The organism is Nonomuraea longicatena (genome assembly GCF_039525605.1).
GTDB classification, from domain to species: Bacteria; Actinomycetota; Actinomycetes; order Streptosporangiales; family Streptosporangiaceae; genus Nonomuraea; species Nonomuraea longicatena.
Genome location: NZ_BAAAHQ010000015.1, coordinates 262,782 through 283,043 on the forward strand (window position 1 = coordinate 262,782; position 20,262 = coordinate 283,043).

Sequence of the window (20,262 nt, forward strand, 5' to 3'; positions counted from 1 at the left end):
CCCCGCCCAGGAGCGGGCGCGGCCGTCGTTCCGCCGGTCGGTCGTGCCGCCGTGGGTCAGGCGCGTTTGTGGGCGCCTCGGGCGGGCGTCGCGGGCAGGAAGCGCGGCTCCGCCCAGCCGCGCTCGGCGTAGGCCGCCGCCACCGCCGCCTCCACCGAGGACAGTCGGCCCTCGGGCACCAGCGCGATCACCGACCCGCCGAACCCGCCGCCCGTCATGCGCGCCCCCCGGGCCCCGCCCCTGACCGCCGCCTCCACGGCCACGTCCAACTCGGGTACGGTCACCTCGAACTGATCGCGCAACGACAGGTGCGAGGCGTTCAGCAGCGACCCGATCTCGGTGGCCTTCCCGGCGCGCAGCAGCCCGACGAGCGCCTCGACGCGGTGGTTCTCCGTGACGACGTGCATGGTGCGCTTGCGCTCGTCCCCCGACAGCCGGGACAGCGCGTCGGCCAGGTCGGTGACGTCGCGCAGCGCGGGCACCCCGAGGGTGCGGGCGGCCGACTCGCAGTCGGCGCGGCGCTTGGCGTACTGGCCGTCGGCGAGTTCGTGGTGGGCGCGGGTGTCGATGATGAGGATGCCCAGCCCCTGGGCGGCCAGGTCGAGCGGGATGGCGCGCGAGCCGAGCGAGCGGCAGTCGAGGAAGAGCGCGTGCCCCTCGACCGACAGCGCCGACGCGGCCTGGTCCATGATGCCGCACGGCATACCGACGAAGTCGTTCTCCGCCTTCTGCCCGAGCAGCGCGATCTCCATCGGGGTCAGGCCGAGGCCGTACACCTCGTTGACGGCCGAGGCGACCGAGACCTCCAGCGCGGCGCTGGAGCTGAGCCCGGCGCCCTGGGGCACGTCGCCGTCGACGGCGATGTCGGCGCCCCTGACCCGGTCGCCGAGCAGGGCGAGCACGCCGACGGCGTACCTGGTCCAGCCCTCGGAGTCCGAGGGCCGGGCGTAGACCTGAGGTTGGTCCGGCACCTGCGCGGACAGGATGCGGATCACGCCGTCGGCGCGCGGGCTGACGGCGGCCGTGACGCCCCACGGCACCGCGAACGGCAGGACGAAACCGTCGTTGTAGTCGGTGTGCTCGCCGATGAGGTTGACGCGCCCGGGGGCGTGCCAGACGGTCGCGGGGTCAGCCCCGAAAGCCGCTCGGAAAGCTTCAATTGCCCGCATGACCACACACTCCTCAACAAAGTTCCGTCCGTAGACTAGCGGCATGCAGGAGCTCCGGGATCCGGCCCTGGGTTCGGTCCGCGTCTTCCTCAAGCCCGACGACAACAAGCCGCGCAAGCTCAAGTACAACCTCGGCCACCGCCGCATCCTGACCTTCGGCGGGGCCTACTCCAACCACATCAGGGCGCTGGCGGCGGCCGGGCGCGAGCGCGGCATCGAGACGATCGGCGTGATCAGGGGGGAGGAGCACCTGCCGCTCAACCCGTCCCTCGCGTTCGCGGCCGGGTGCGGGATGCGCCTCGACTACCTCGACCGGGCCTCCTACCGGCGCAAGCACACGCCGGAGGTGCTGGAGCGGCTGCGCGAGCGCTGGGGCGAGGCGGCGGTCCTGCCGGAGGGCGGCAGCAATGCCGCCGCCGTACGCGGCTGCGCCGAACTGCCGGGCGAGATCGCCGAGGACTACGACGTGATCTGCTGCCCGGTCGGCACGGGGGGCACCCTGGCCGGTCTCTCGGCGGGGCTCGCGCCGGGCCGGCGGGCGCTCGGCGTGGCCGTGCTCAGGGGCGCGGGCTTCCTGGCCGGGGAGGTGGCGCGGCTCCAGCGCGAGGCGTACGGCCGGGTGTGGGACAACTGGGACCTCGATCTCGCCCACCATTTCGGCGGGTACGCGCGCACGACGCCGGAGCTCGACGCCTTCGCCGCGCGGTACGGCCTCGAAAGGGTGTACGTGGCCAAGATGCTCTACGGCGTGCTCGACCGGGCCCGGCGCGGCGGTTTCCCCCAGGGGGCCCGCGTCGTGGCGGTCGTGACGGGCTGGTCGTGATCGGCCGGTTGTGATCGGCCGGTTGTGATCGGCCGGTTGTGATCGGCTGGTCGTGATCGGCTGGTCGTGACCGGTCAAGGGAGCTGGTCGAGGATCGGGTCGAGCGCCGCGCTGAGTTCGCGCGCCAGCACCGTCACCGCCCGCTGCGCGCTCTCCTCGACCCGGTCGTGCGGGCCCTCCGGCTCCGGCGGCAGCTCGGCCAGCGGCACCGGCACCTCGACGAGGAGGGTGGCACGCAGGAACGGATTGCGGGCGAGATCCTGCTGGGACGGTTCGACGTACTGGCCGAACAGCTCCTGCCAGCCCTGCCAGCCCCGGTCGCGCCACCACGTCCGCGAGCGGGTGAGCTGCTCGGGCAGCGGGGAGACCAGTCTGACCCGCGCCAGCAGGGTGCCGTCCCAGGTGTTGCGCTCGCAGGCCGCGTCGAGGACGCGCCGGTCCCAGCGCACGTAGCCGGGCGACAGCGACGGCGGGACCGCAAGCCGCCAGGCCGCGCAGGCGAAACGCACCGGCGCGATGTCGCCCCAGTCGAACTCCGCCAGGTTCTTGCGCACGTGGACCGCGTAGCGCCCATCGCGCTCACGGTCGAAGTCCTGGTCGATCCAGAACGCCTTGCTCATGTGTCCCACCGTACGGCCCGGCGGCCTGCGCCGCCGGTGCGACGGGGCTGTCGAGACCACAGGATTTCAGTTATTGTTTGACCGGATGAAGTCATTCGGTCAAGAAACTGGGAAGTGAATGGCCCGCCCCCCCGCCGACCCCACCCGCATCCGCGAACGCGCCCACCGCGTCCTCGACGCCTCGGCCGACCTCGTCCTGCGCTGGGGCTACGACAAGACCACGATCGAGGACGTCGCCCGCGCCGCAGAGGTCGCCAAAGGCACCATCTACCTGCACTGGAATACCCGCGACCAGCTCTTCGTCGCGCTGCTGCGGCGCGAGCGGACCCGCATGCTGACCGAGGTGGTCGAGCAGGACCCGCGCACCCTGGACGAACTCGTCCACGCCGTCACGGCCGCCACCCTGCGGCTGCCGCTGATGCGCGCGGTGCTGCTGTCGGACTCCCAGGTGCTCGGCAAACTGGCCCGGCTCAAGCGCGACAGGACGCCCGGCGGCTTCGACGAGGGCTTCGCCCGGCTGATGGGCCGGCTGCAGGACCTCGGCGTGCTCCGCCGCGACCTGTCGCCCGCCGAACTGGTCACCATCGTCTCGTCGGTGCTCTACGGCTACCTCCTGATGGGAGAGACGGCGGCCGAGCCGTACCGGCTGGCCGACCCGCGCCTGGCCCACCTGGTCGCGGAGACCGTACGGCGGACCGTCGCGCCGGACACCGCGCCCGACGCGCCGGACACGGCGGCGGTCGCCGACGCCGTCCGCGTCTACCTCGGCGAAGCGGTCGAAACCGCCCGCCGCAAACTTGAGGACGTCCTCGAAGGAGGAACAGGATGAAGGTCATTCCGCTCGACGATCCGTCCGCCGACCTCGCCACGGCCGGTGGCAAGGGCGCGTCCCTGGCCCGCCTGTCCCGGGCCGGACTGCCGGTGCCGCCGGGTTTCCACATCACCACCGGCGCCTACCGCGCCTTCACCGCCCCCTTCCGCGACCGGCTCGGCACGGGCGACGCCCAGGAACTGTTCGCCGCCCACGAGATCCCCGCCGACCTCGCCGCCGAGATCCTGGCCGCGCACGCCGCCCTCGGCGACGACGTGCCCGTCGCGGTGCGCAGCTCGGCCACCGCCGAGGACCTGCCCGAGATGTCCTTCGCCGGGCAGCAGGACAGTTACCTCGACATCCGCCGCGACGGTCTGCTCGACGCGGTCCGCCGCTGCTGGGCCTCCCTGTGGAACCCGCGCGCCGTCGCCTACCGCGAGCGCAACGGTGTACCGGAGGAGGACGTCGCGCTCGCCGTCGTGGTGCAGGAACTCGTCGACGCCGACGCGGCAGGGGTGCTGTTCACCGCCGACCCGATCAGCGGCGACACCGGCCGGAGCGTCGTCAACGCCGCATGGGGACTCGGCGAGGCCGTCGTGGGCGGCGACGTCACCCCCGACACCGCCACGGCGGCGGACGGCGCCGTGCGCGCCTACACCGTCGCCGACAAGGCCGTGATGACCGTGCGCGCCCCCGCGGGCACCCGCGAGGAGCCGGTGCCCGCGCACCTGCGCCGCGCCCGCGTCCTCACCGACGCCGAGGTGCTGCGCCTGGCCGCGCTCGGCCAGGAGATCGAGCGCCTGTACGACCGCCCCATGGACATCGAGTGGGTACGGCGCGGCACCGACCTGCTGATCGTCCAGGCCCGCCCGATCACCGGCCTGGTCAGGGAACGGGAGGAGTGGAACGACAGCCGCGACGGCCGCTACCTGTGGAGCAGCGGCAACCTCGGCGAGGCCATCCCCGACGTGATGACCCCCGTCACCTGGTCCCTGGTCAAGATCTTCATCAACGAGGCCATGTCCGTGGCCCAGATGCCCGGACACAAGCTCGTCGGCAACATCGGCGGGCGCTTCTACATGAACCTCAGCATCGCGGTCTCCGCGGCCAAGGCGTTCGGCATGGGTGGCAGGCTGTCGGTGATCGAGCAGGTCTTCGGGCGGATCCCGCCCGGTCTCGACGTACCGCTGCTGCCGGACTCGCGCTGGACGCTCCTGCGGAAGATGCTGCCGATGGCGGTGCGCGTGCGCAGGCGCGTCGCCGGGAACCTCAAGCGGATGCGCCCGTTCCTCCAGACCGCCCGGCAGCGCTGCGACGCCCTGCGCGAGCGGGCCGGCAGCGCCGCCACCCGAGGGGAACTCGCCCGCCTCTGGGACCGGGAACTGCTGCCGTTCGTCGTGGAGACCTGCCAGATGCTGGAGGCGGCGGGCAGGCAGGGCGGCGCCGCGCTCACGATGACCCGCGAAAAGCTCACCAAGATGGTGGGCGAGAGCGACGCCGAGGCCATGCTCACCGGCGCCAACGCCGACGGTGAACTGGCCAGCATGGGCCCGATCGTCGGCCTGGAGCGGCTGGCCAGAGGCGAGATCGACAGGGACGCCTTCGCCCGCGAGTACGGTCACCGGGGCGCCCACGAGTTCGAGGTCAGCCTGCCGCGTCCCGGCGAGGACCCAGCCTGGATCGACAGGCAGCTCGCCGAAGCCGGTCCCAGGGCGGGGGACGAGCTGACCGGGCTGATCGAGCGCCAGCGGGAGGCCCGCGAGGCCGCCTGGCGGCGCTTCGACCAGCGCCACCCGGGCAAGGGCGGCCGGATGCGCGAGCAGGTCAGGCGGTGGAACGCCATCGTGCGCGACCGCGAGAGCACCCGGTCGGAGAACATGCGATCGTTCTGGGCGATGCGTGCCTTCGTCCTGCGCGCGGGCGAGCTGACCGGCCTCGGCGACGACGTGTTCTTCCTGTCGATCGAGGAGATCCTCGCCCTGCTGCGCGGCGCTCCCGCGCCGGTCGAGCGCATCCCGGTCCGGCGCGCCACCTACGACGGGTACGCCGCGCTGCCCATGTACCCGATGCTCATCGTCGGCGCCTTCGACCCCGTGCGCTGGGCGGCCTCGCCCGACCGCCGCCTCGACCTCTACGACGAGCGGGGGAGCGCCGTGCCGGTCTCCGACACCGTCCAGGGCTTTCCCGGGGCACCCGGCGTCGTCGAGGGCACCGCCAGGGTGCTGGCCGGGCCGGAGGACGGCCACCGGCTGCTGCCGGGCGAGATCCTCGTCACCACGCTCACCAACATCGGGTGGACGCCCATGTTCCCGCGCGCCGCCGCCGTCGTCACCGACATGGGGGCGCCGCTGTCGCACGCCTCCATCGTGGCGCGGGAACTCGGCATCCCCGCCGTCGTCGGCACCGGCAACGCCACCGTCCGCATCCGGGACGGCGCCGCCGTACGGGTGGACGGGGCGCGTGGCGTGGTCGAGGTGCTTTCCTGACCGCCCTGACCGGGTGGGGCCCGGGGGCCTCACCCGGTCAGGGCGTCCTCTGCCGGGCCCCGGTGGCCGACCCGGACGTACCACTCGTTGGACAGCAGCAGCGCGCGCGCCTCCTCCGGCAGGTTGAGCAGGAGCGACAGCGACGCACCCCGCGCGGCCTCCGACTCGTGGGCGAGCATCGCCCGGTACTTGCGCTCTCCCCACTTCGCGATGTCGATGCGGGTGGTCACATGCTCGTCGGGGGTGCCGGGAAGCGACTGGCCGGGCTCCGGCGGCGAGCCCAGCACCGCCTCCCACTGGGCGCGCACCACAGACAGCGGCAGCGTCGCCAGGTAGAGCGCCTGGGTGCGCCACGGCGCACCCGCGTCGCGGAACATCTGGCCGTGGGCGGCGGCCTCCACCGCCGCCAGCGTGACCCGGTGGGCGTGCACGTGATCGGGGTGGCCGGAGGAACCGTTCGCGTCGAAGGTGATCACCGCGTCCGGCCGCAGCTCGCGGATGTGGCCGACGACCCGGCCCACCGACTCCTCCAGCGGTACGTCCACGAAGCGCGGGGCGCCGGGCGCGGAGTCCGGGTCACGGGCGTCGGCATACCCCAGCAGGCGGGGCGGCTGAGCGCCCAGGATGCCGAGCGAGCGCTCAAGCTCGCCCGCGCGCACCGTGCCCTCGGCCCACGTACAGTCGACCACGGCGGTCCTCGCCCCGGCGTCGGCGTACTTCGCGAGGGTGCCGCCGCACCAGATCGCCTCGTCGTCCGGATGGGCGAGCACACTCAACACGGTGAAGGTCATGGTGGGGCAGCATAGGGCGTTCCGGTCGGTTCAGCGGGTGATTCTGCGGTCGCCGAACACGAAGGGCGAGTTCTCGCACTCGGCGATGAAGTCGCCGGGGAAACCGAGCTCGAAGTCCGCCGCCGCGTCGAGCCGCTCGACGGCCGCCGCCGGCAGGTCGAGCCCGGCCGCCCCCAGGTTCTCCTTGAGCTGGGCGAGGCCGCTCGCGCCGACGATCGGATGCACGGCCGCCGACCTCGCCCGCGTCCAGGCCAGCGCGGTCTGCGCGGGCGTCGCCCCCAGCTCGGCCGCGACCTCCTGGACGGCCCGCGCCGCCGCGTGGTCGCGCTCGGTGAGCGTCGCCGGATCGACGCGCGTGCCCCCGCCCCGCGCCTCGCCCCGCGTGCCGTCCCCGGTGTGCGCCCCGGACAGGATCCCGCCCGCCAGCGGCCCCCACGCCGCCACGCTCATCCCGGACGCCGCGGCCATCGGCAGCAGCTCCCGCTCGGCGTCGCGCCGCAGCACGTTGTACGGCACCTGCAGTCCCGCGAACGGCGTCCACCCACGCCACTCGGCCAGCGTGTTCGCCCGGCTGACCACCCACGCCGGGGCGTCCGAGACGCCCACGTGCAGCACCTTGCCCGCCCTGACGACGTCGTCCAGCGCCCGCATCGTCTCCTCGACCGGCGTGTGCCGATCCCAGACGTGGACCCAGTACAGGTCCACGTAGTCGGTGCGCAGCCGCCGCAGGCTCCGCTCCAGCGAGCGGACCAGGTTCTTGCGGTGGTTGCCCGAGGCGTTGGGGTCGTCGCGGTCACGGGTCAGCGTGTACTTCGTGGCCAGCACGAACCAGTCCCGCCGCGCCCCGAGCACCTCGCCCAGCACGTCCTCGCTGTCGCCGTAGGCCGAGGCGGTGTCGATGACGTTGCCGCCCGCCTCCGCGTACGCCTCGATCATGGCCGCGTACTCCGGCAGGTTCTCGCCGCGCCGGTAGAAGCCCATCGCGCCGAAGAACAACTCGGAGACCCGCAGCCCGGTACGGCCCAGCACCCGGTAGCGCACGGCTCAGATCACCTCCCGCGCCTCGTTCGCGAAGGCGTCCCCGGTCAGGCCCCACGACACGATGCGCCGGGGCCGGATCCGGATCCAGGCCGGTTCGAACGGGAAGGGCGCCCCGAGCCGCAGCCCCTCCTCCACACCGCCGTCGAGGAAGGTCTCCGCGACCCCGCGCACCTCGACGCCGCGCGGCAGCCACGGGTCCACGGAGGCGAGGTCGTCGACGACGAACGAGACGTCCGGGTTGACCAGCACGTCGCGGAACTTCTTGCTGCCCGCCATGTTCGACCCGGTGACCCCGCCGACCACGAGGGCGTCGGCGGCCGGGTCGAAGACGACGCCCACAGGCCGCGCGGACGGCCGGCCCTTGGCGTCGACGGTGGCGAAGCGGCCCAGCGGCTGGCCGGTCAGATAGGCGATCTCGCCTTCGGTGAAGACACTCATGGCGACGAGCCTGGCCCGGCCGCCGGGATCCGGGGAGACCGGCGTGAGGCTGTCCCCGGCAGGGCCACCCTAGAATCCGGATATGGGCGACAACGAGCTCGGCGCGTTCCTCCGCGCCCGACGTGAGGCCGTCACTCCGGCCGCCGCCGGCCTCCCGGACGGCGGCCGCCGCCGCACCCCTGGGCTGCGCAGGGCGGAGCTCGCCACTCTCAGCGGCGTCAGCGTCGAGTATCTGACCCGGCTGGAGCAGGGCCGTGACCGCCGTCCTTCGACGGAGATCCTGGCCGCGCTCGCCGACGCCCTCGGCCTGGACACCGGCGCCCGCGTGCACCTGCACCGGCTGGTCAAAGCGGTCTCCGGCGGCGTGTGCCAGGGGTTCACGCCGCCCGCCCAGCAGGTGCGGCCCACCGTGCGGGCGCTGCTCGACCGGCTCGGACCCGCGCCCGCCGCCGTCGTCAACTCGGTCGGGGAACTGCTCGCCTGGAACGAGGGGTTCGGACGGCTGGCGGGGGACACCGGGCTGCTCGACGGGCGGCCGCCCAGCTTGCCCAGGTTCGTCCTGACCAGCGCGGCGGCGCGGGAGGTCTTCCCCGACTGGGAGGCGGTCGCCGACCGGTGGGCCGCCGAGTTGCGCGCGGCCGCGGCGCTGGGTGATCCGTACGCGCGGTTGCTCGCCGACGAGTTCGCGCTGGTGGCGGGGGCCCGCTTCGCCCGCTCGGCCGAACTGCCCGCGCGCAGCGGTCTTGAGCGGTGGGTTCCGCCCTGGAGCGGTGAGCTGCGGCTGGCCTACGAGAGCCTGGAGGTGCCCGGCGGAGACGAGCAGCGGCTGCTCGTCTACCTGGCCGCCGACCGGGCCTCGGAGGAGGCCCTGGCCCAGGCTGCCGACCGGGCTTCGGAGCAGGCACTGACCGCCGCCGCCCTCGGCCCGGGGCGTTGAAGACGGCCGCCGAAGCCCTCGGATTGTGTGAGGATGACCGTTCCACCCGGTTCGCGGAGGAGGAACCTTGTCAAAGCGGGTCTTGGTAGCCGTGCTCGTGGTGGTCACGTCCGTCGTCGCCGCCGTGAGCATGGTCTGGGGCGAGCAGCTGCGCTTCACCGTCTCCTCGGGTGGCATGGAGGATGTCGCCCGTACCCTTCAGGTGGGCGAGGAACTGCGGGAGCAGGACATCGGCGGCCTCTCCTTCGAGCTCGTACGGAACGAGGACGGCCTGGTCTACTTCTACCGGGGCCGGGATCTCGACGGGAGCGGCCGCGGCTACGTCTGGAGCCCCGAGCGCCGCGTCGAGGCGAAGCACCTGGGCGGGCCCTGGTACGAGCTCGTCGACGACGCACACCAGTCGCCTTCGGTCACGCCCCTGCAAAGGGGTGCAATGCGGGTCGGCGCCGCGAATCCTTGACCAGAACTTGGCGCCACAGGACCTTGTGTTTACTTGGATCAGATGCCCCAGGCCATGTACTGGAGGGGTAACGAGTCAACACACTAGGCGGTCACGAATGAACCCGAACGCGTTACAGACCAAGGCGCAGCAACGCGGTTGGAACGTCGTCACCGAGCGGGACGCCCACGGGCCCATTCTCACGCTCGTCCGCGACGACTGGGAGCTCTGGGTGGCCTTCTCCGGGAAGGTCCCCGAGTCGGCGACACTGCGCAAGCCCGGCCGTCCCGAGCCCGGGAGGCTGGTGCTGCGCGAGATCGGCATGTGGGTACGCCGGGATCGCACGCAGATGAGCCGCTTCGCCATCGGCGACCGGGTGACGGTCGCGGGACGGATCGGTACCGTCACCGACATCCTGCTCGACAAGAGCCGCATCAGCGGCAAATCCGGGAGAGTCCGGCTGCAGGTCGCCTACGACGGCGGCGGCGTCTCGATCCCTTACAGCGAACAGGTCCATCGTCCGCACGCGCAGGCCGGACAACGGTGACCGTACGGCAGCACCCTCCTCTTCGCAGCGTCCGCGAAGCACCCTCCGCTGCCCGTCACCTCCTGAGGCCCGCCGAGGCCAGAGCACAGCGGCCGGTCGGCGCGATCATCGGCCACGCCACCGGGTAACCGCATCACCGGCCCGTCGGCACCTCCGCGCCCGCCGGGCGCTGCCGTGCCCGTCGGTGCCTCACGCCCGCCGACACCCCTGCGCCCGCCGACACCCCTGCGCCCGTTCGCGGACCTGCGCGTGGCGGCCACGCCTGCTCGCGTCACGGTGCGCCCGCGCACCTGCGCCCGTCGGGGCGGCTGTCAGGGCAGCGGGACCGAAGCGGTGGTTCTGGTGACCAGGGCGAGGCCGTCGTAGTCGTCGGCGAGTACCCCGGTGCCGAAGGTGAACTTGTGGGTGAACCGCGAGGCGGCGGCGCCGAACACACGCAGGTGCAGCCGTTCGCGCAGCCACGCTTCGACGGCCGCGGGGCGCGGGCCGCCGCGCAGGTCGGCCAGGTGGTCGTCCGGGCAGGCACGGAACAGCCTCGCCTCGACCGTGGTGGCGTTGTCGGCGCGCGGCACCGTGAACGTGACGGGCGGGCGGGCGGCGTCGACCCGGCCGAAGCGCGTACGGCGGGCGCGGAACTCCCCTTGGGCGAACAGCAGGCCGAGCGCGTAGTAGGCGGGGCCGAATCGGTCGGCGAGGTACGAGCCCATGGAGGGGATCGGCGTGGAGCCGACGGTGCTCTTGGCGATGTGCCCGTTGTGCGCCCATACGGCGACCTTGGCGGCGGGGTCGTCGAGCAGTGCCGTGATGTTGTCGGCCATGTGGCGGTCGCGGGCGAAGGCCAGCGTGCGCTCGGCGTCGGTGTGGGCGTAGGGGCGGGTCGCGAGGTCGGCCAGCTGGCGCAGGATCCGGGCGTGGGCGCGCGCCGCCTGCGAGCCTCCGGCGGCCAGGGCCGCCTCCAGGCGTACGGCGTCGGCCACGACCTGCGGGTCGAGGGGCGCGCCGCCGATGCGGGCGGTGGCGAGGGGCGCGAGCGGGGCCAGCAGCGGATCGTCGCCGAGTTCGGTGCGCAGGGCGTCCAGGGAGGCGCCGGGGTGCTGCGGGTCGAAACCGATGAAACGCACCTTGCGTCGCGCGGTCGCGTTGTGGCGGCGCAGCCACTCGACGACGTCGAGGACCTCCGCCGTGCTCCACGTCCAGAAGCCCAGGCCCTCGACCAGGGCGGCCGCGTCGCCGGGAGCGCCCCGCACGTAGGCGTCGATCGCCATGGCGGCGGCCTCGCTCGCCTCCATGGCCACGACCGTGAAGCCCAGCTCCTCGACCAGGTACTCCAGCAGCCGGTGCTTGAGCAGGAAGAACTCGCGGCTGCCGTGGGTGGCCTCGCCGAGCCCTGCCACGCGGACGCCGTCGAGGGCCGCGCCGAAGGGCGCCAGATCGGCGGTGCCCCGGCCGGGGGTGAGGTCACGCAGGGGGACGGCCCGCTCCGCGAGCCACGCCACCACCTCGTCGGTCATCGCCCGCTCCCTCCCGCCGCCTCACCGTAGCCCACGCCGGAGCCGCCGGCCGTCGGCCGGAAGTCTCCCCTTCGGACCGACTTTCGTCGATCCCAAGATGGGACGTTCGCCAGGAGAACACCGTCGGAAACCCGCCGAACCGCCCGGGCAGCCCCCTGCCACCCGACGCGTCGATCCCGTGGCGGGGTGGTCAGGGCTGGTGGCGGAAGACGTCGGTGTCGGTGCGGGCGGTGAGGCGAAGGCGGTCGAAGGCGTTCGCCAGCGCTCGCCGTCTCGACCCGGCACCCCTTCGCCACCCGGCAAAGCGTGCGGCTCGAAGACCTGGCGGGCCAGGTCCTGCTGACGGTCGAGGGCTCACCGGAGTACTGGCTCGACCACTACTACCCGGCGGTCACCCCGAGCGGGAAACCCGTCTTCCGCTTGAGTTCCACCGGATCCTGGCAGGAACTTCTCGCCAGCGTCGGCCGCGACGCCGGGGTCGCCGTGGCCGCTCTCCAGGGCGTGCGCTTCTACCCCCGGCCCGGCATCGTGTACGTGCCGTTCGAGGACGCCGGCCCGATCGTGTACGGCCTGACCTGGCGGGCCGCGGGCGCCACGGCCCGGGTGCCGGCCTTCGTCCGCGCGGCCACGGAGAACCCGCCCCGGGCGGCGGACCTCTAGGCCGGCTGCCAGATCCGGTTGCGCAGCTCCACGCCCCTGATCACCTGGACCCGCCACGGTTCCAGGCGCAGGACGTGCAGCCTCGGGTCCGACGGCGAGCTCCAGAAGTCGCCGAGGTGGTAGCCCGCACCGGGCGGGCTGGTCTCGCGGTAGAGCCGCACGGCGTGCCTGGAACAACGGCGAATCCCTGACCGCTCCGTAAGCGCGCCTTACCCTGCGGGCCCATCAAGTGGTCAAGGTTGCCGGCGTCCCCGGGTGGCCGGTCCGGCGGCCGGGAATGGCGGACGGTATGACCAAGGCCGCGCTGCCCGAGCGGCTCGGATACCGGGCCAAGTGCCTGCTTCTCGGGCCACCGCTGGTGACCTCCGAGTTGCGGCGCGAGCGCATGCCCAAGCGGGTGGCCCTCGGCGTGCTGTCGTCGGACTGCGTGTCCTCCTCCGCCTACGGTCCCGAGCAGATCCTGGTCGCCCTCGTCCCGGCCGTGGGGGTGGCGGCCTTCGCCCTGATCATGCCGATCACCGCGGTCGTGCTGGCCGTGCTCGCGCTGCTCACCCTGACCTACCGCGACCTCGTCACGGTCTTCAGCCAGGCGGGCGGATCCTACGTGGTCGCCCGGGAGAGCTTCGGCCGCGACGTCGCCCAGGTAGCGGCCGTCGCCCTGCTCATCGACTACACGGTGACCGTCGCGGTCCAGGCGTCGGCGGGCACCGACGCCCTGCTGTCGATGATCCACCTGATCGGCGACAGCCCCACCGCCTACGGCCTGGACGCCGTCAAGTCCGAGCTCACCATCGGCGTCGTCGTCCTCATGTGCTACCTCAACCTGCGCGGCGCCCGCGAGGCCGGGCGGCTGCTGGCCGTCCCCTTCTACCTGTTCGCCGGATCCGTCGGGCTGGTCGTCGTCGCCGGGCTGGCCCGTATCCTCGTCGAGGGCGGCCTGCCGCACGCCCCGTCGGCGCCCGGCGTCATCCCGCCGGGGCAGCCGGGGGAGGGGCTGCTGTACGGCGCGTCCCTGTTCATCCTGTTGCGCGCCTTCGCCAACGGCGGGTCCTCGCTGACCGGGCTGGAGGCGATCTCCAACGGCGTCGGCGCCTTCAAGGAGCCCACCGGCCCGAACGCGCGTACCACCATGACGGTCATGAGCTGCACCCTGGCCGTCCTCGTCGGCGGCATCGCGGTGCTCGCGCACTACACCCACGCCCTGCCGTACACCGACGGCAGCCCCACCGTGCTCGCTCAGGAGGCCCGGCTGGTCTTCGGCGAGGGCGGGCTCGGCACCGCCGTGTTCGTGTTCGTGCAGCTCGCGACCGCGCTGATCCTCTATACGGGCGGCAACACCTCGTTCACCGGTTTTCCGTACCTCGCGAGTTTCGTCGCGGAGGACCGCTTCCTGCCGCGCGCCCTCACGCGGCGCGGCCACCGGCTGGCCTTCTCCAACGGCATCCTCGCCCTCACCGCCGTCTCGATCGTGCTGCTCCTCGTGACCCGCTCCAGCGTGCAGCAGCTCGTCGCCCTGTACGCCATCGGCGTCTTCACCAGCTTCACCATGGGTTCGGCCGGGCTGTGCCGTCATCACTGGGTCGGGCGCGGGCCCGGCTGGCGCCGCAAGGTCGTCCTCACGGCCGTCACCGCCATGGTGTGCGCGCTGGTGGTGCTGATCTTCGCGGTGACCAAGTTCACCGAGGGCGCCTGGCTGGTCGTGGTGGCCTTCCCGCTCGGGGTGTGGGCGCTGATCCGGATCAACCGCCGCTACCGGGCCGAGGCCGCGGCGCTGTCGGCCCTCCACACGCCCGCCGAGCCGCTGGGGCCGCCCACGGCGGTGCTCGTCCTGGTCAACTCGGTGGACCTGGCCGCGCTCAAGGCGCTCAGGTACGGCCTGGGCCTGCGCCCCAAGCAGATCAAGGCCGCCCACATCGCCGTGGACAGGCAACTGGCGGAGCGGCTCCAGCGCACCTGGACCCGCGTCACCGGCCTGCCGCTCGACCTGGTCGACTGCCCGGACCGCCGGGTCGCGACCGCCGCCGCCCGGCTGGCCTCAAGCCTCGGGTCCGACGTCACCGTGCTGATCCCGCACGGGATCTACGCGCCCGTCATCGGCCGCCTGATGCACGGGTGGACCGCCGACCACATCGCCCGACACCTGGCCCGGGTCCCGGGAGTGACACCCCTCGTCATCCCGTACGACGTCGTGGACGTGCGCTGAGCACCAACGGGTAGGTCGCCGCCGTCGCCGTCACCATGAGCGCGCAGGCCAGCAGTGCCCAGCCGACGCCCTGCGCCCGCACCAGCACGGCACCGGCGAAGGCGCCGAGCAGCATCGCGGCCACCGAGGACACCCGGCGGGCGGCCCTGGGGTTGTCCCCTCCGGCCAGGGTCGAGTCCGAGGCGAGGCCGGTCAGCGTCTGCGTCAGCACCGTCGTGGTCATGTCGGGGACGTGCAGGCGGCGGACCGTGCCATTGCGCAGCCCCATCGCGAAGGCGAGGACGGCGATCAGCAGCAGGTCGGCGGCGAGCGCGAAGGCCAGCACCGCGGCGACGGCCTGCAGCGCCGCCTCGGCGGCCAGCGCGCCGCGCAGCCACTCGGACGGGAACCGTTCGCGAAAGCGCAGTTCGGCGCGGCCCGCGCACACCGAGCCGGCCAGGAACGCCGCCAGCGACGACAGCGAGCGTTCGATGGAGAATCCCGGCGCCCCTGCCAGCGCGAAGCCGATCACCACCACGTTGCCGGTCATGTTGGCCGTGAACACCTGTCCGAGCCCGAGGTAGGAGATGGCGTCGACGAAGCCGCTGACCAGCGTCAGCGTGACCAGGGTGGGCGGGTAGCGGCTATCTCCGGCCGTGGTCACGGCACGGGGCCCTCGTGATCGTCCCGCCCGCCGCGCGGACGGGGCCGCTCCTGCGGTGGCACCGTCGGAGCCGGGCGGGTTCAGGGCGGTCGCCCCATGGTCGTGGGCGACCGCCCTGTCCGGTTCGCGGCACTCGGCTCGCGATCAGCCGAGAGCCCTCATCAGCTGGGCCTTGTTCATCTTCGACCGGCCCTGGATATTGCGGCGCCTGGCCTCGGCGTAGAGCTGGTCGCGAGTGCGCTCCGCCATGGCCGAGCGGGTGCGGCTCATGGGCTTCGCCGAGCGGGTCCGGCTCGTTGGCTTCGCCGTGGCGCGGCTCGCGGGCTTCGCCGTGGCGCGGCTCATGGGCTTGGCCGTGGCGCGGCTCGCGGGCTTGGCCGTGGTGCGGCTCACGGGCTTCGCCGTGGTGCGCGAGGTGGTGCGCGTGGCGGTGCGGGTGGTGGCGGTCCTGCCCCGCGCCTTCGTGGCCGAGTGAGTCGCCTTCTTGGCGCTCTTGCCGGCGTGTTTGTGTTTCGGGCTTGATCCCCGAGGCATGGTGTCATCCTTTCGCGGGATGGTCTTCTACCAGCCCCTTGCCCGGCAAATCCTTATGCGTCACCCCAATATCGGATAAAAAGGATTAAGGGCGTTGAGTCGCTTTTGGCGGTCTATCTTGTCTTCTGTTCCCCATTCGGGTCCGGTCAGGCGCCCGCCCGGCTCCGGGTGGAACCGGGCGGGAACCCCGCATCAGGCGGCGGCCAGCGGCCTCCAGGACACCACCGTGATCGCCGCCATCGCGGCCGACGCGGCCCAGAAGGTCGCGGTGACGCCCGCCACCTGGCCCACCAGCCCGCCGAGCAGCGAACCGGCCGCCGCGCCACCCACCTGGACCAGCGAGTACACGCTGCCGACCCGGCCGCGCAGCCCGTCGGGCACCGACCGCTGCAACAGCGTGGCGACGATGATCCCCCAATTGACGCCGTGCGCCCCGAACACCGCGAGGACGGCGCCCGCGAGCAGCGGCTCGGTGGTGGCCGCGAGCACGGCGTGCGTGACGACCTCCACCACCAGCCCGCCGCGCAGCAGCACCCTGGCCGGTACGGCCCGCTGCACCCGGGCGGACAGGAACCCGCCGACCAGCCCGCCCACGCCGAACGCCGCGAGCAGGAACCCGTACCCCGCCGCAGCCAGCCCCAGCCGCTCCCGCGCCAGCAGTGCGAAGACGGCGAACGCGGCGCAGAAGGCCACGTTCGCCACCCCCATCGTGACCGCCAGCGTCCGCAGCAGCCGGTGCCGCCACAGCCACCGCAGCCCGGCCCGCACGTCCTCGCGGACACGGCCCGTCGCCGTGCCACGTGGCGGCCGGACCCGCATGGCCGCGATCAGCGCCGCCCCGGCCAGGAAGGTGATCGCGTCCACCGCGAACGGCAGCGCCGCCGCCGAGGCGAACAGCCACCCGCCGAGCGGCTTGGACAGGATCTGGTTGCCCAGCACGGTGGTGGTGGCCAGGCGCGAGTTCGCGATCGTCAGCCGGTCGGCGGCGACCGTCGCGGGAATCAGGGCGCCGAACGCGGTGTCCGCGAGCGTCTCACCCACGCCGAGCAGGAAGAACACCGCGTAGATGAGCGGAATGGACACCGCGGAAGCGGCGATCGCCACCGCCAGCCCGGCCACCGCCAGCCCTCTGAGGACGTTGACGACGATGATCAGCCGCCGCCGGTCGAGCCGGTCGACGTAGACGCCGCTGAGCGGCGCCACGAGCAGCCAGGGCAGTTGCTGGGCGAAGGCCGCGCCGGCGACCAGCAACGGCTCGCCGGTCAGGGAGGCGACGAGCAGCGGGCCGGCCGCGAGGGTGATGCCGTCGCCGAGGTTCGACACGGCGGAGGCGGCCCACAACCTGGTGAAGTCCGCGCCGAGACGCGCGGACCTGAGAGCACGCAAAACAGAGCTCCTCGATCATGAGAAACGGTCATCGACTGCTGACCGCCCCCAGCGGGAGCGCCTGCCTGCGCGAACTCAGCGGGCGCGCCCCCGCTTGGAAGCGGTGACGGGATGCTCGCTGCTCATGTGTACCTCCGGCCGCTCGACTGCTGTTCGACCGCTTAGGGTAACGGCCGCTAGCCCCTGACCGACAGGGCGTGGTGGAAGACGTTTCGCGGATCCCAGCGCCGTTTCACCCGCTGCAGCCGCGCGTAGTTGTCGCCGTAGTAGAGGGTCGACCACGGCGCCCCCGAGGTGTTCCAGTCCGGGTCGGCGTGGTCGATGTCCGGGTAGTTGATGTAGGCGCCGCCGCAGTTGCCGCCCGGCACCGGCACCCCGCCGGTCCCGGCGAAGGTGTCGCGGTGGAAGCTCCGCACCCACGCGAGCTGCTCCTTCCCGTCCTGGCCCTCCTCCCAGTTGCCGAGATGCAGCATCTTGAGCATCGACGAGCGTTCCACGGTCGCGGTGGCCCCCGGCGCGACGGTGTTGACCCGCCCGCCGTACGACAACAGCCACAGCAGCCCGTGCGGCCGGTCGAGGTGGTCGTAGGCGACGTCGGCCTGCCGGTCGGTCAGGCGGCTGCGCAGGTAGGCGGACTTGCCCTTGTAGCGCCCCTGCTCGGACTCGGCGCCGAGCGAGAGCGTACGGACGGCCTTGAACCACGGCATGGTCGTGTACGGCGGGACGAACACCTGCGGCGTCACCCCCTCGGCGACGGTGGCGAAGTAGCCGTCGAGCAGTTCGCGCGCGCCGCGCACGCCCGCGTCCACCTGCGTCGGCATGACGATCCCGCCGGGGTCGGCGCCGGGCTTGCGGCCGGGGATCAGCAGCGAGCCCCACAGGGCCGCCGCCGGCGTCCCCGCCGCGCTGTTGCGTTCGTGCCATTCGCCGTGGTTGCGCAGCAGCCTGCGGAAGGACTCGCGGCTCAGGTCCTTCCACGACCAGATCGCGATGCCCGACAGGACCGACGCGGGCGGCTTGGGCAGCAGCGTGCGGGGGTCGCGGCCGCGCGCGGCCGGATCGCGCAGCCAGTAGCGGGTGACGACGCCGAAGTTGCCGCCCCCTCCGCCGGTGTGGGCCCACCACAGGTCGTGGTGGGGGTCGTCCGGGTCGCGGGTGGCGACGACGGCGCGGGCCCGACCGCCGCGGTCCACGACCACGACCTCGACCGCTTCAAGGTAGTCGACGGTGAGCCCGTGGAGCCTGGACAGCGGCCCGTAGCCGCCGCCCGCGATGTGCCCGCCGGCGGACACGCCCCCGCATTGCCCGCCGGGCAGCGTCACCCCCCAGCCGAGGTAGAGGGTCCGGTACGTCTGCATCAGCGTGGCCCCCGCCTCGACGAGGAACGCCCCGCGCTTCTCGTCGAAGCGGACCTCGTTCATCTCGCACAGGTCGATCACCACCTGCGCGCCCTCGCCGACGAAGTTCTCGTAGCAGTGCCCCCCACTGCGTACGGTGACCCGCCGCCCGGCCCGCACCGCCTCCTGGACGGCCCCGACCACCTGCTCGGTCGAGCCGACGACGTGGAAGTACTCGGGACGCGGCTGGAAGCGCTCATTGGTCCTGCGGACCGCCAGGTCCTCGTATCTGGGGTCGTCCGGCCGGACCACGACCGCCTTCACGGCCGCCTTCTGGGCGTGCGCCGCCCCTGCGGGCGCCAGGCCCGCCGCTGCGATGCCGCCTCCGACGACGGCCGTGCTTCCGATGAACCCCCTGCGGGTTACCTCGCTCATGCGTTCGACGCTAGGCGCGCGTGGCGGCCAGGAGAATGCACCTCGCTGCACGACAGGGGTGGACCTAGGGACACCCTTCAGTGGTGGAAACCGGGGCGCTGCGGGGCGCCCGCGCCCCTGCGCAGCCGCTCGACCGAGCGGCCGAGATCGTCGGCGAGCAGCGCCACCTCGTCGCGGCCGACGCCGTGCCTGACCAGCACCCGCTGGATGACGGTGTCCTGCCTGGCGGGCGGCAGCGGGTAGGCCGGTACCTGCCAGCCCCTGGTGCGCAACTGCTCGGTGAGATCGTAGAGGGTCCACCCGTCGGCGGGGGCGGCCAGCGTGTAGGAGACGCCGGGCAGGCCGCCGGTGCCGTCGTACAACAGCGTGAACAGGCCCAGGTCGGCGATCCGCTCGCCGAGGTAGCGGGCGGAGTCCGCGCACGCCTGGTGGACCTTGCGGTAGCCGTCGCGGCCCAGGCGCAGCAGCAGGTAGTACTGGGCGATGATCTCGCCGCCGGGCCGGGAGAAGTTCAGCGCGAACGTCGGCATGTCGCCGCCCAGGTAGCTGACCCGGAACACCAGGTCGTCGGGCAGCATCCGGGCCGTGCGCCACACGATCCAGCCGACGCCGAGCGGGGCCAGGCCGTACTTGTGACCGGAGGAGTTGATCGAGGCGACCCGTTCGACGCGGAAGTCCCAGGCGAGCTCCGGCTGCACGAACGGCGCGACGAAGCCGCCGGAGGCGGCGTCCACATGGATGGGCACGTCGAGGCCGGTGTCGGCCTGGATCGCGTCCAGCTCCGCGGCGAGTTCCGCGACGGGCTCGTAGTCGCAGGTGAAGGTGACGCCGAGGATGGCGACGACGCCGATCGTGTTCTCGTCGACGTACGAGCGGAGCTGGTGGGGCTGCAGGCCGGTCGCGTTCGGCTCCAGGGGCACCTGGCGTAGTTCGACGTCGAAGTAGCGGGCGAACTTCTCCCAGCAGATCTGGACGGGCCCGCACACCAGATTGGGCCGGTCGGTGGGTTTGCCCGCCTTGCGGCGGCGCTCGCGCCAGCGCCATTTCAGCGCGAGTCCGCCGAGCATGGCGGCCTCGCTGGAGCCGGTGGTGGAGCAGCCCATGGTGGCGTGCCCCTCGGGGGAGTTCCACAGGTCGGCGAGGATCTGCACGCAGCGCCGTTCGATCTCGGCGGTCTGCGGGTACTCGTCCTTGTCGATCATGTTCTTGTTGAGGCTCGTGTCCATGAGCCGGTGCACCTGCTCGTCGTTCCACGTGGTGCAGAACGTGGCGAGGTTCTGGGCGGCGTTGCCGTCGAGGAGGAGTTCCGAGCGCAGCAGTTCGTAGACGGCCCACGGGTCGTTCTCGGTGTCGGGCAGCCGGAACTTCGGCAGCGCGTTCTCACTGAGCGGCGTCGTGTAGACATCGTCCTTCCAGGACTCGGTGCCGGTGACAGCGTGCAGTGCCATCGT

19 protein-coding genes and 1 pseudogene are annotated in these 20,262 nt (G+C 72.8%); 9 read left to right on the forward strand and 11 right to left on the reverse strand.

Translation table 11 applies throughout. From position 1 onward, the window contains the following. Positions 1-56: 56 nt before the first annotated feature. Positions 57-1,169 (reverse strand): galactokinase, encoded by a 1,113-nt coding sequence (gene galK, locus ABD120_RS16780; RefSeq protein WP_343950825.1) that lies wholly within the window; start codon positions 1,167-1,169, stop codon positions 57-59. A 43-nt stretch (positions 1,170-1,212) separates the two neighbouring features. Between galK and ABD120_RS16785 the strand changes: the two genes are divergently transcribed. Beyond that, a complete protein-coding gene (locus tag ABD120_RS16785; protein WP_343950826.1) occupies positions 1,213-1,992 on the forward strand; it encodes a 1-aminocyclopropane-1-carboxylate deaminase/D-cysteine desulfhydrase in 780 nt (259 codons plus the stop codon). A gap of 74 nt (positions 1,993-2,066) precedes the next feature. Here ABD120_RS16785 and ABD120_RS16790 read toward each other — a convergent pair whose 3' ends face one another. Continuing rightward, positions 2,067-2,612: a hypothetical protein gene (locus ABD120_RS16790; RefSeq protein WP_343950827.1), complete on the reverse strand. Its 546-nt coding sequence runs from the start codon at positions 2,610-2,612 to the stop codon at positions 2,067-2,069. A gap of 118 nt (positions 2,613-2,730) precedes the next feature. On the opposite strand from ABD120_RS16790, the gene ABD120_RS16795 reads away from it, so the two are divergent. Both ABD120_RS16795 and ABD120_RS16800 read left to right on the forward strand, forming a co-directional pair. After that, a complete protein-coding gene (locus tag ABD120_RS16795) occupies positions 2,731-3,441 on the forward strand; it encodes a TetR/AcrR family transcriptional regulator (protein WP_343950828.1) in 711 nt (236 codons plus the stop codon). Next, complete coding sequence (locus tag ABD120_RS16800; RefSeq protein ID WP_343950829.1) at positions 3,438-5,909, forward strand: PEP/pyruvate-binding domain-containing protein; 2,472 nt, start codon at positions 3,438-3,440, stop codon at positions 5,907-5,909. Before ABD120_RS16795 ends, ABD120_RS16800 begins: the two co-directional genes overlap by 4 nt. A gap of 29 nt (positions 5,910-5,938) precedes the next feature. Here ABD120_RS16800 and ABD120_RS16805 read toward each other — a convergent pair whose 3' ends face one another. Genes ABD120_RS16805 through ABD120_RS16815 form a run of 3 tightly spaced genes read right to left on the reverse strand, consistent with a single transcriptional unit; the run spans position 5,939 to position 8,179 of the window. Beyond that, positions 5,939-6,700 (reverse strand): PIG-L deacetylase family protein, encoded by a 762-nt coding sequence (locus ABD120_RS16805; protein ID WP_343950830.1) that lies wholly within the window; start codon positions 6,698-6,700, stop codon positions 5,939-5,941. A 30-nt stretch (positions 6,701-6,730) separates the two neighbouring features. After that, positions 6,731-7,741 carry an aldo/keto reductase gene (locus tag ABD120_RS16810; RefSeq protein ID WP_343950831.1) on the reverse strand — a complete coding sequence of 337 codons (1,011 nt, stop codon included), beginning with the start codon at positions 7,739-7,741 and terminating at the stop codon, positions 6,731-6,733. 3 nt (positions 7,742-7,744) lie between these two features. Then, the gene (locus ABD120_RS16815) at positions 7,745-8,179 is read right to left on the reverse strand and encodes a PPOX class F420-dependent oxidoreductase (RefSeq protein WP_343950832.1); all 435 of its coding nucleotides are present in this window, start codon (positions 8,177-8,179) and stop codon (positions 7,745-7,747) included. Between the two features lie 82 nt (positions 8,180-8,261). Here ABD120_RS16815 and ABD120_RS16820 point away from each other — a divergent pair, with 82 nt between their 5' ends. From ABD120_RS16820 to ABD120_RS16830, 3 genes are all read left to right on the forward strand, one after another. Beyond that, positions 8,262-9,116: a helix-turn-helix domain-containing protein gene (locus tag ABD120_RS16820; protein ID WP_343950833.1), complete on the forward strand. Its 855-nt coding sequence runs from the start codon at positions 8,262-8,264 to the stop codon at positions 9,114-9,116. Positions 9,117-9,183: 67 nt separating this feature from the next. Beyond that, positions 9,184-9,576 (forward strand): hypothetical protein, encoded by a 393-nt coding sequence (locus ABD120_RS16825; protein WP_343950834.1) that lies wholly within the window; start codon positions 9,184-9,186, stop codon positions 9,574-9,576. A gap of 97 nt (positions 9,577-9,673) precedes the next feature. Then, positions 9,674-10,102 carry a hypothetical protein gene (locus ABD120_RS16830; RefSeq protein ID WP_343950835.1) on the forward strand — a complete coding sequence of 143 codons (429 nt, stop codon included), beginning with the start codon at positions 9,674-9,676 and terminating at the stop codon, positions 10,100-10,102. Between the two features lie 311 nt (positions 10,103-10,413). Here the strand turns inward: ABD120_RS16830 and ABD120_RS16835 are convergent, their stop codons facing one another. Beyond that, a complete protein-coding gene (locus tag ABD120_RS16835) occupies positions 10,414-11,613 on the reverse strand; it encodes an erythromycin esterase family protein (protein WP_343950836.1) in 1,200 nt (399 codons plus the stop codon). 273 nt (positions 11,614-11,886) lie between these two features. On the opposite strand from ABD120_RS16835, the pseudogene ABD120_RS16840 reads away from it, so the two are divergent. Continuing rightward, positions 11,887-12,273: pseudogene (locus ABD120_RS16840) on the forward strand (LysR substrate-binding domain-containing protein); the annotation flags it as partial. Here ABD120_RS16840 and ABD120_RS16845 read toward each other — a convergent pair. After that, positions 12,270-12,434 carry a hypothetical protein gene (locus ABD120_RS16845; RefSeq protein WP_343950837.1) on the reverse strand — a complete coding sequence of 55 codons (165 nt, stop codon included), beginning with the start codon at positions 12,432-12,434 and terminating at the stop codon, positions 12,270-12,272. The pseudogene ABD120_RS16840 and the gene ABD120_RS16845 sit on opposite strands and share 4 nt — an antisense overlap. Before the next feature lie 128 nt (positions 12,435-12,562). Here ABD120_RS16845 and ABD120_RS16850 point away from each other — a divergent pair, with 128 nt between their 5' ends. Beyond that, on the forward strand, positions 12,563-14,476 hold the full coding sequence (locus ABD120_RS16850) for an APC family permease (RefSeq protein WP_343950838.1): 1,914 nt from the start codon (positions 12,563-12,565) through the stop codon (positions 14,474-14,476). Here the strand turns inward: ABD120_RS16850 and ABD120_RS16855 are convergent. After that, a complete protein-coding gene (locus tag ABD120_RS16855; RefSeq protein ID WP_343950839.1) occupies positions 14,445-15,119 on the reverse strand; it encodes a YoaK family protein in 675 nt (224 codons plus the stop codon). The two genes, ABD120_RS16850 and ABD120_RS16855, sit on opposite strands and share 32 nt — an antisense overlap. A gap of 235 nt (positions 15,120-15,354) precedes the next feature. Between ABD120_RS16855 and ABD120_RS16860 the strand changes: the two genes are divergently transcribed. Beyond that, entirely contained in the window at positions 15,355-15,594 is a 240-nt protein-coding gene (locus ABD120_RS16860) for a hypothetical protein (protein ID WP_343950840.1), read from the forward strand. 251 nt (positions 15,595-15,845) lie between these two features. On the opposite strand, the gene ABD120_RS16865 is transcribed toward ABD120_RS16860, so the two are convergent. From ABD120_RS16865 to gad, 3 genes are all read right to left on the reverse strand, one after another. Further along, a complete protein-coding gene (locus tag ABD120_RS16865; protein WP_343950841.1) occupies positions 15,846-17,039 on the reverse strand; it encodes an MFS transporter in 1,194 nt (397 codons plus the stop codon). Between the two features lie 176 nt (positions 17,040-17,215). After that, positions 17,216-18,811 (reverse strand): FAD-binding oxidoreductase, encoded by a 1,596-nt coding sequence (locus tag ABD120_RS16870; protein ID WP_343950842.1) that lies wholly within the window; start codon positions 18,809-18,811, stop codon positions 17,216-17,218. Between the two features lie 77 nt (positions 18,812-18,888). Then, positions 18,889-20,259: a glutamate decarboxylase gene (gene gad / locus ABD120_RS16875; RefSeq protein ID WP_343950843.1), complete on the reverse strand. Its 1,371-nt coding sequence runs from the start codon at positions 20,257-20,259 to the stop codon at positions 18,889-18,891. Between the last annotated feature and the right edge of the window lie 3 nt (positions 20,260-20,262).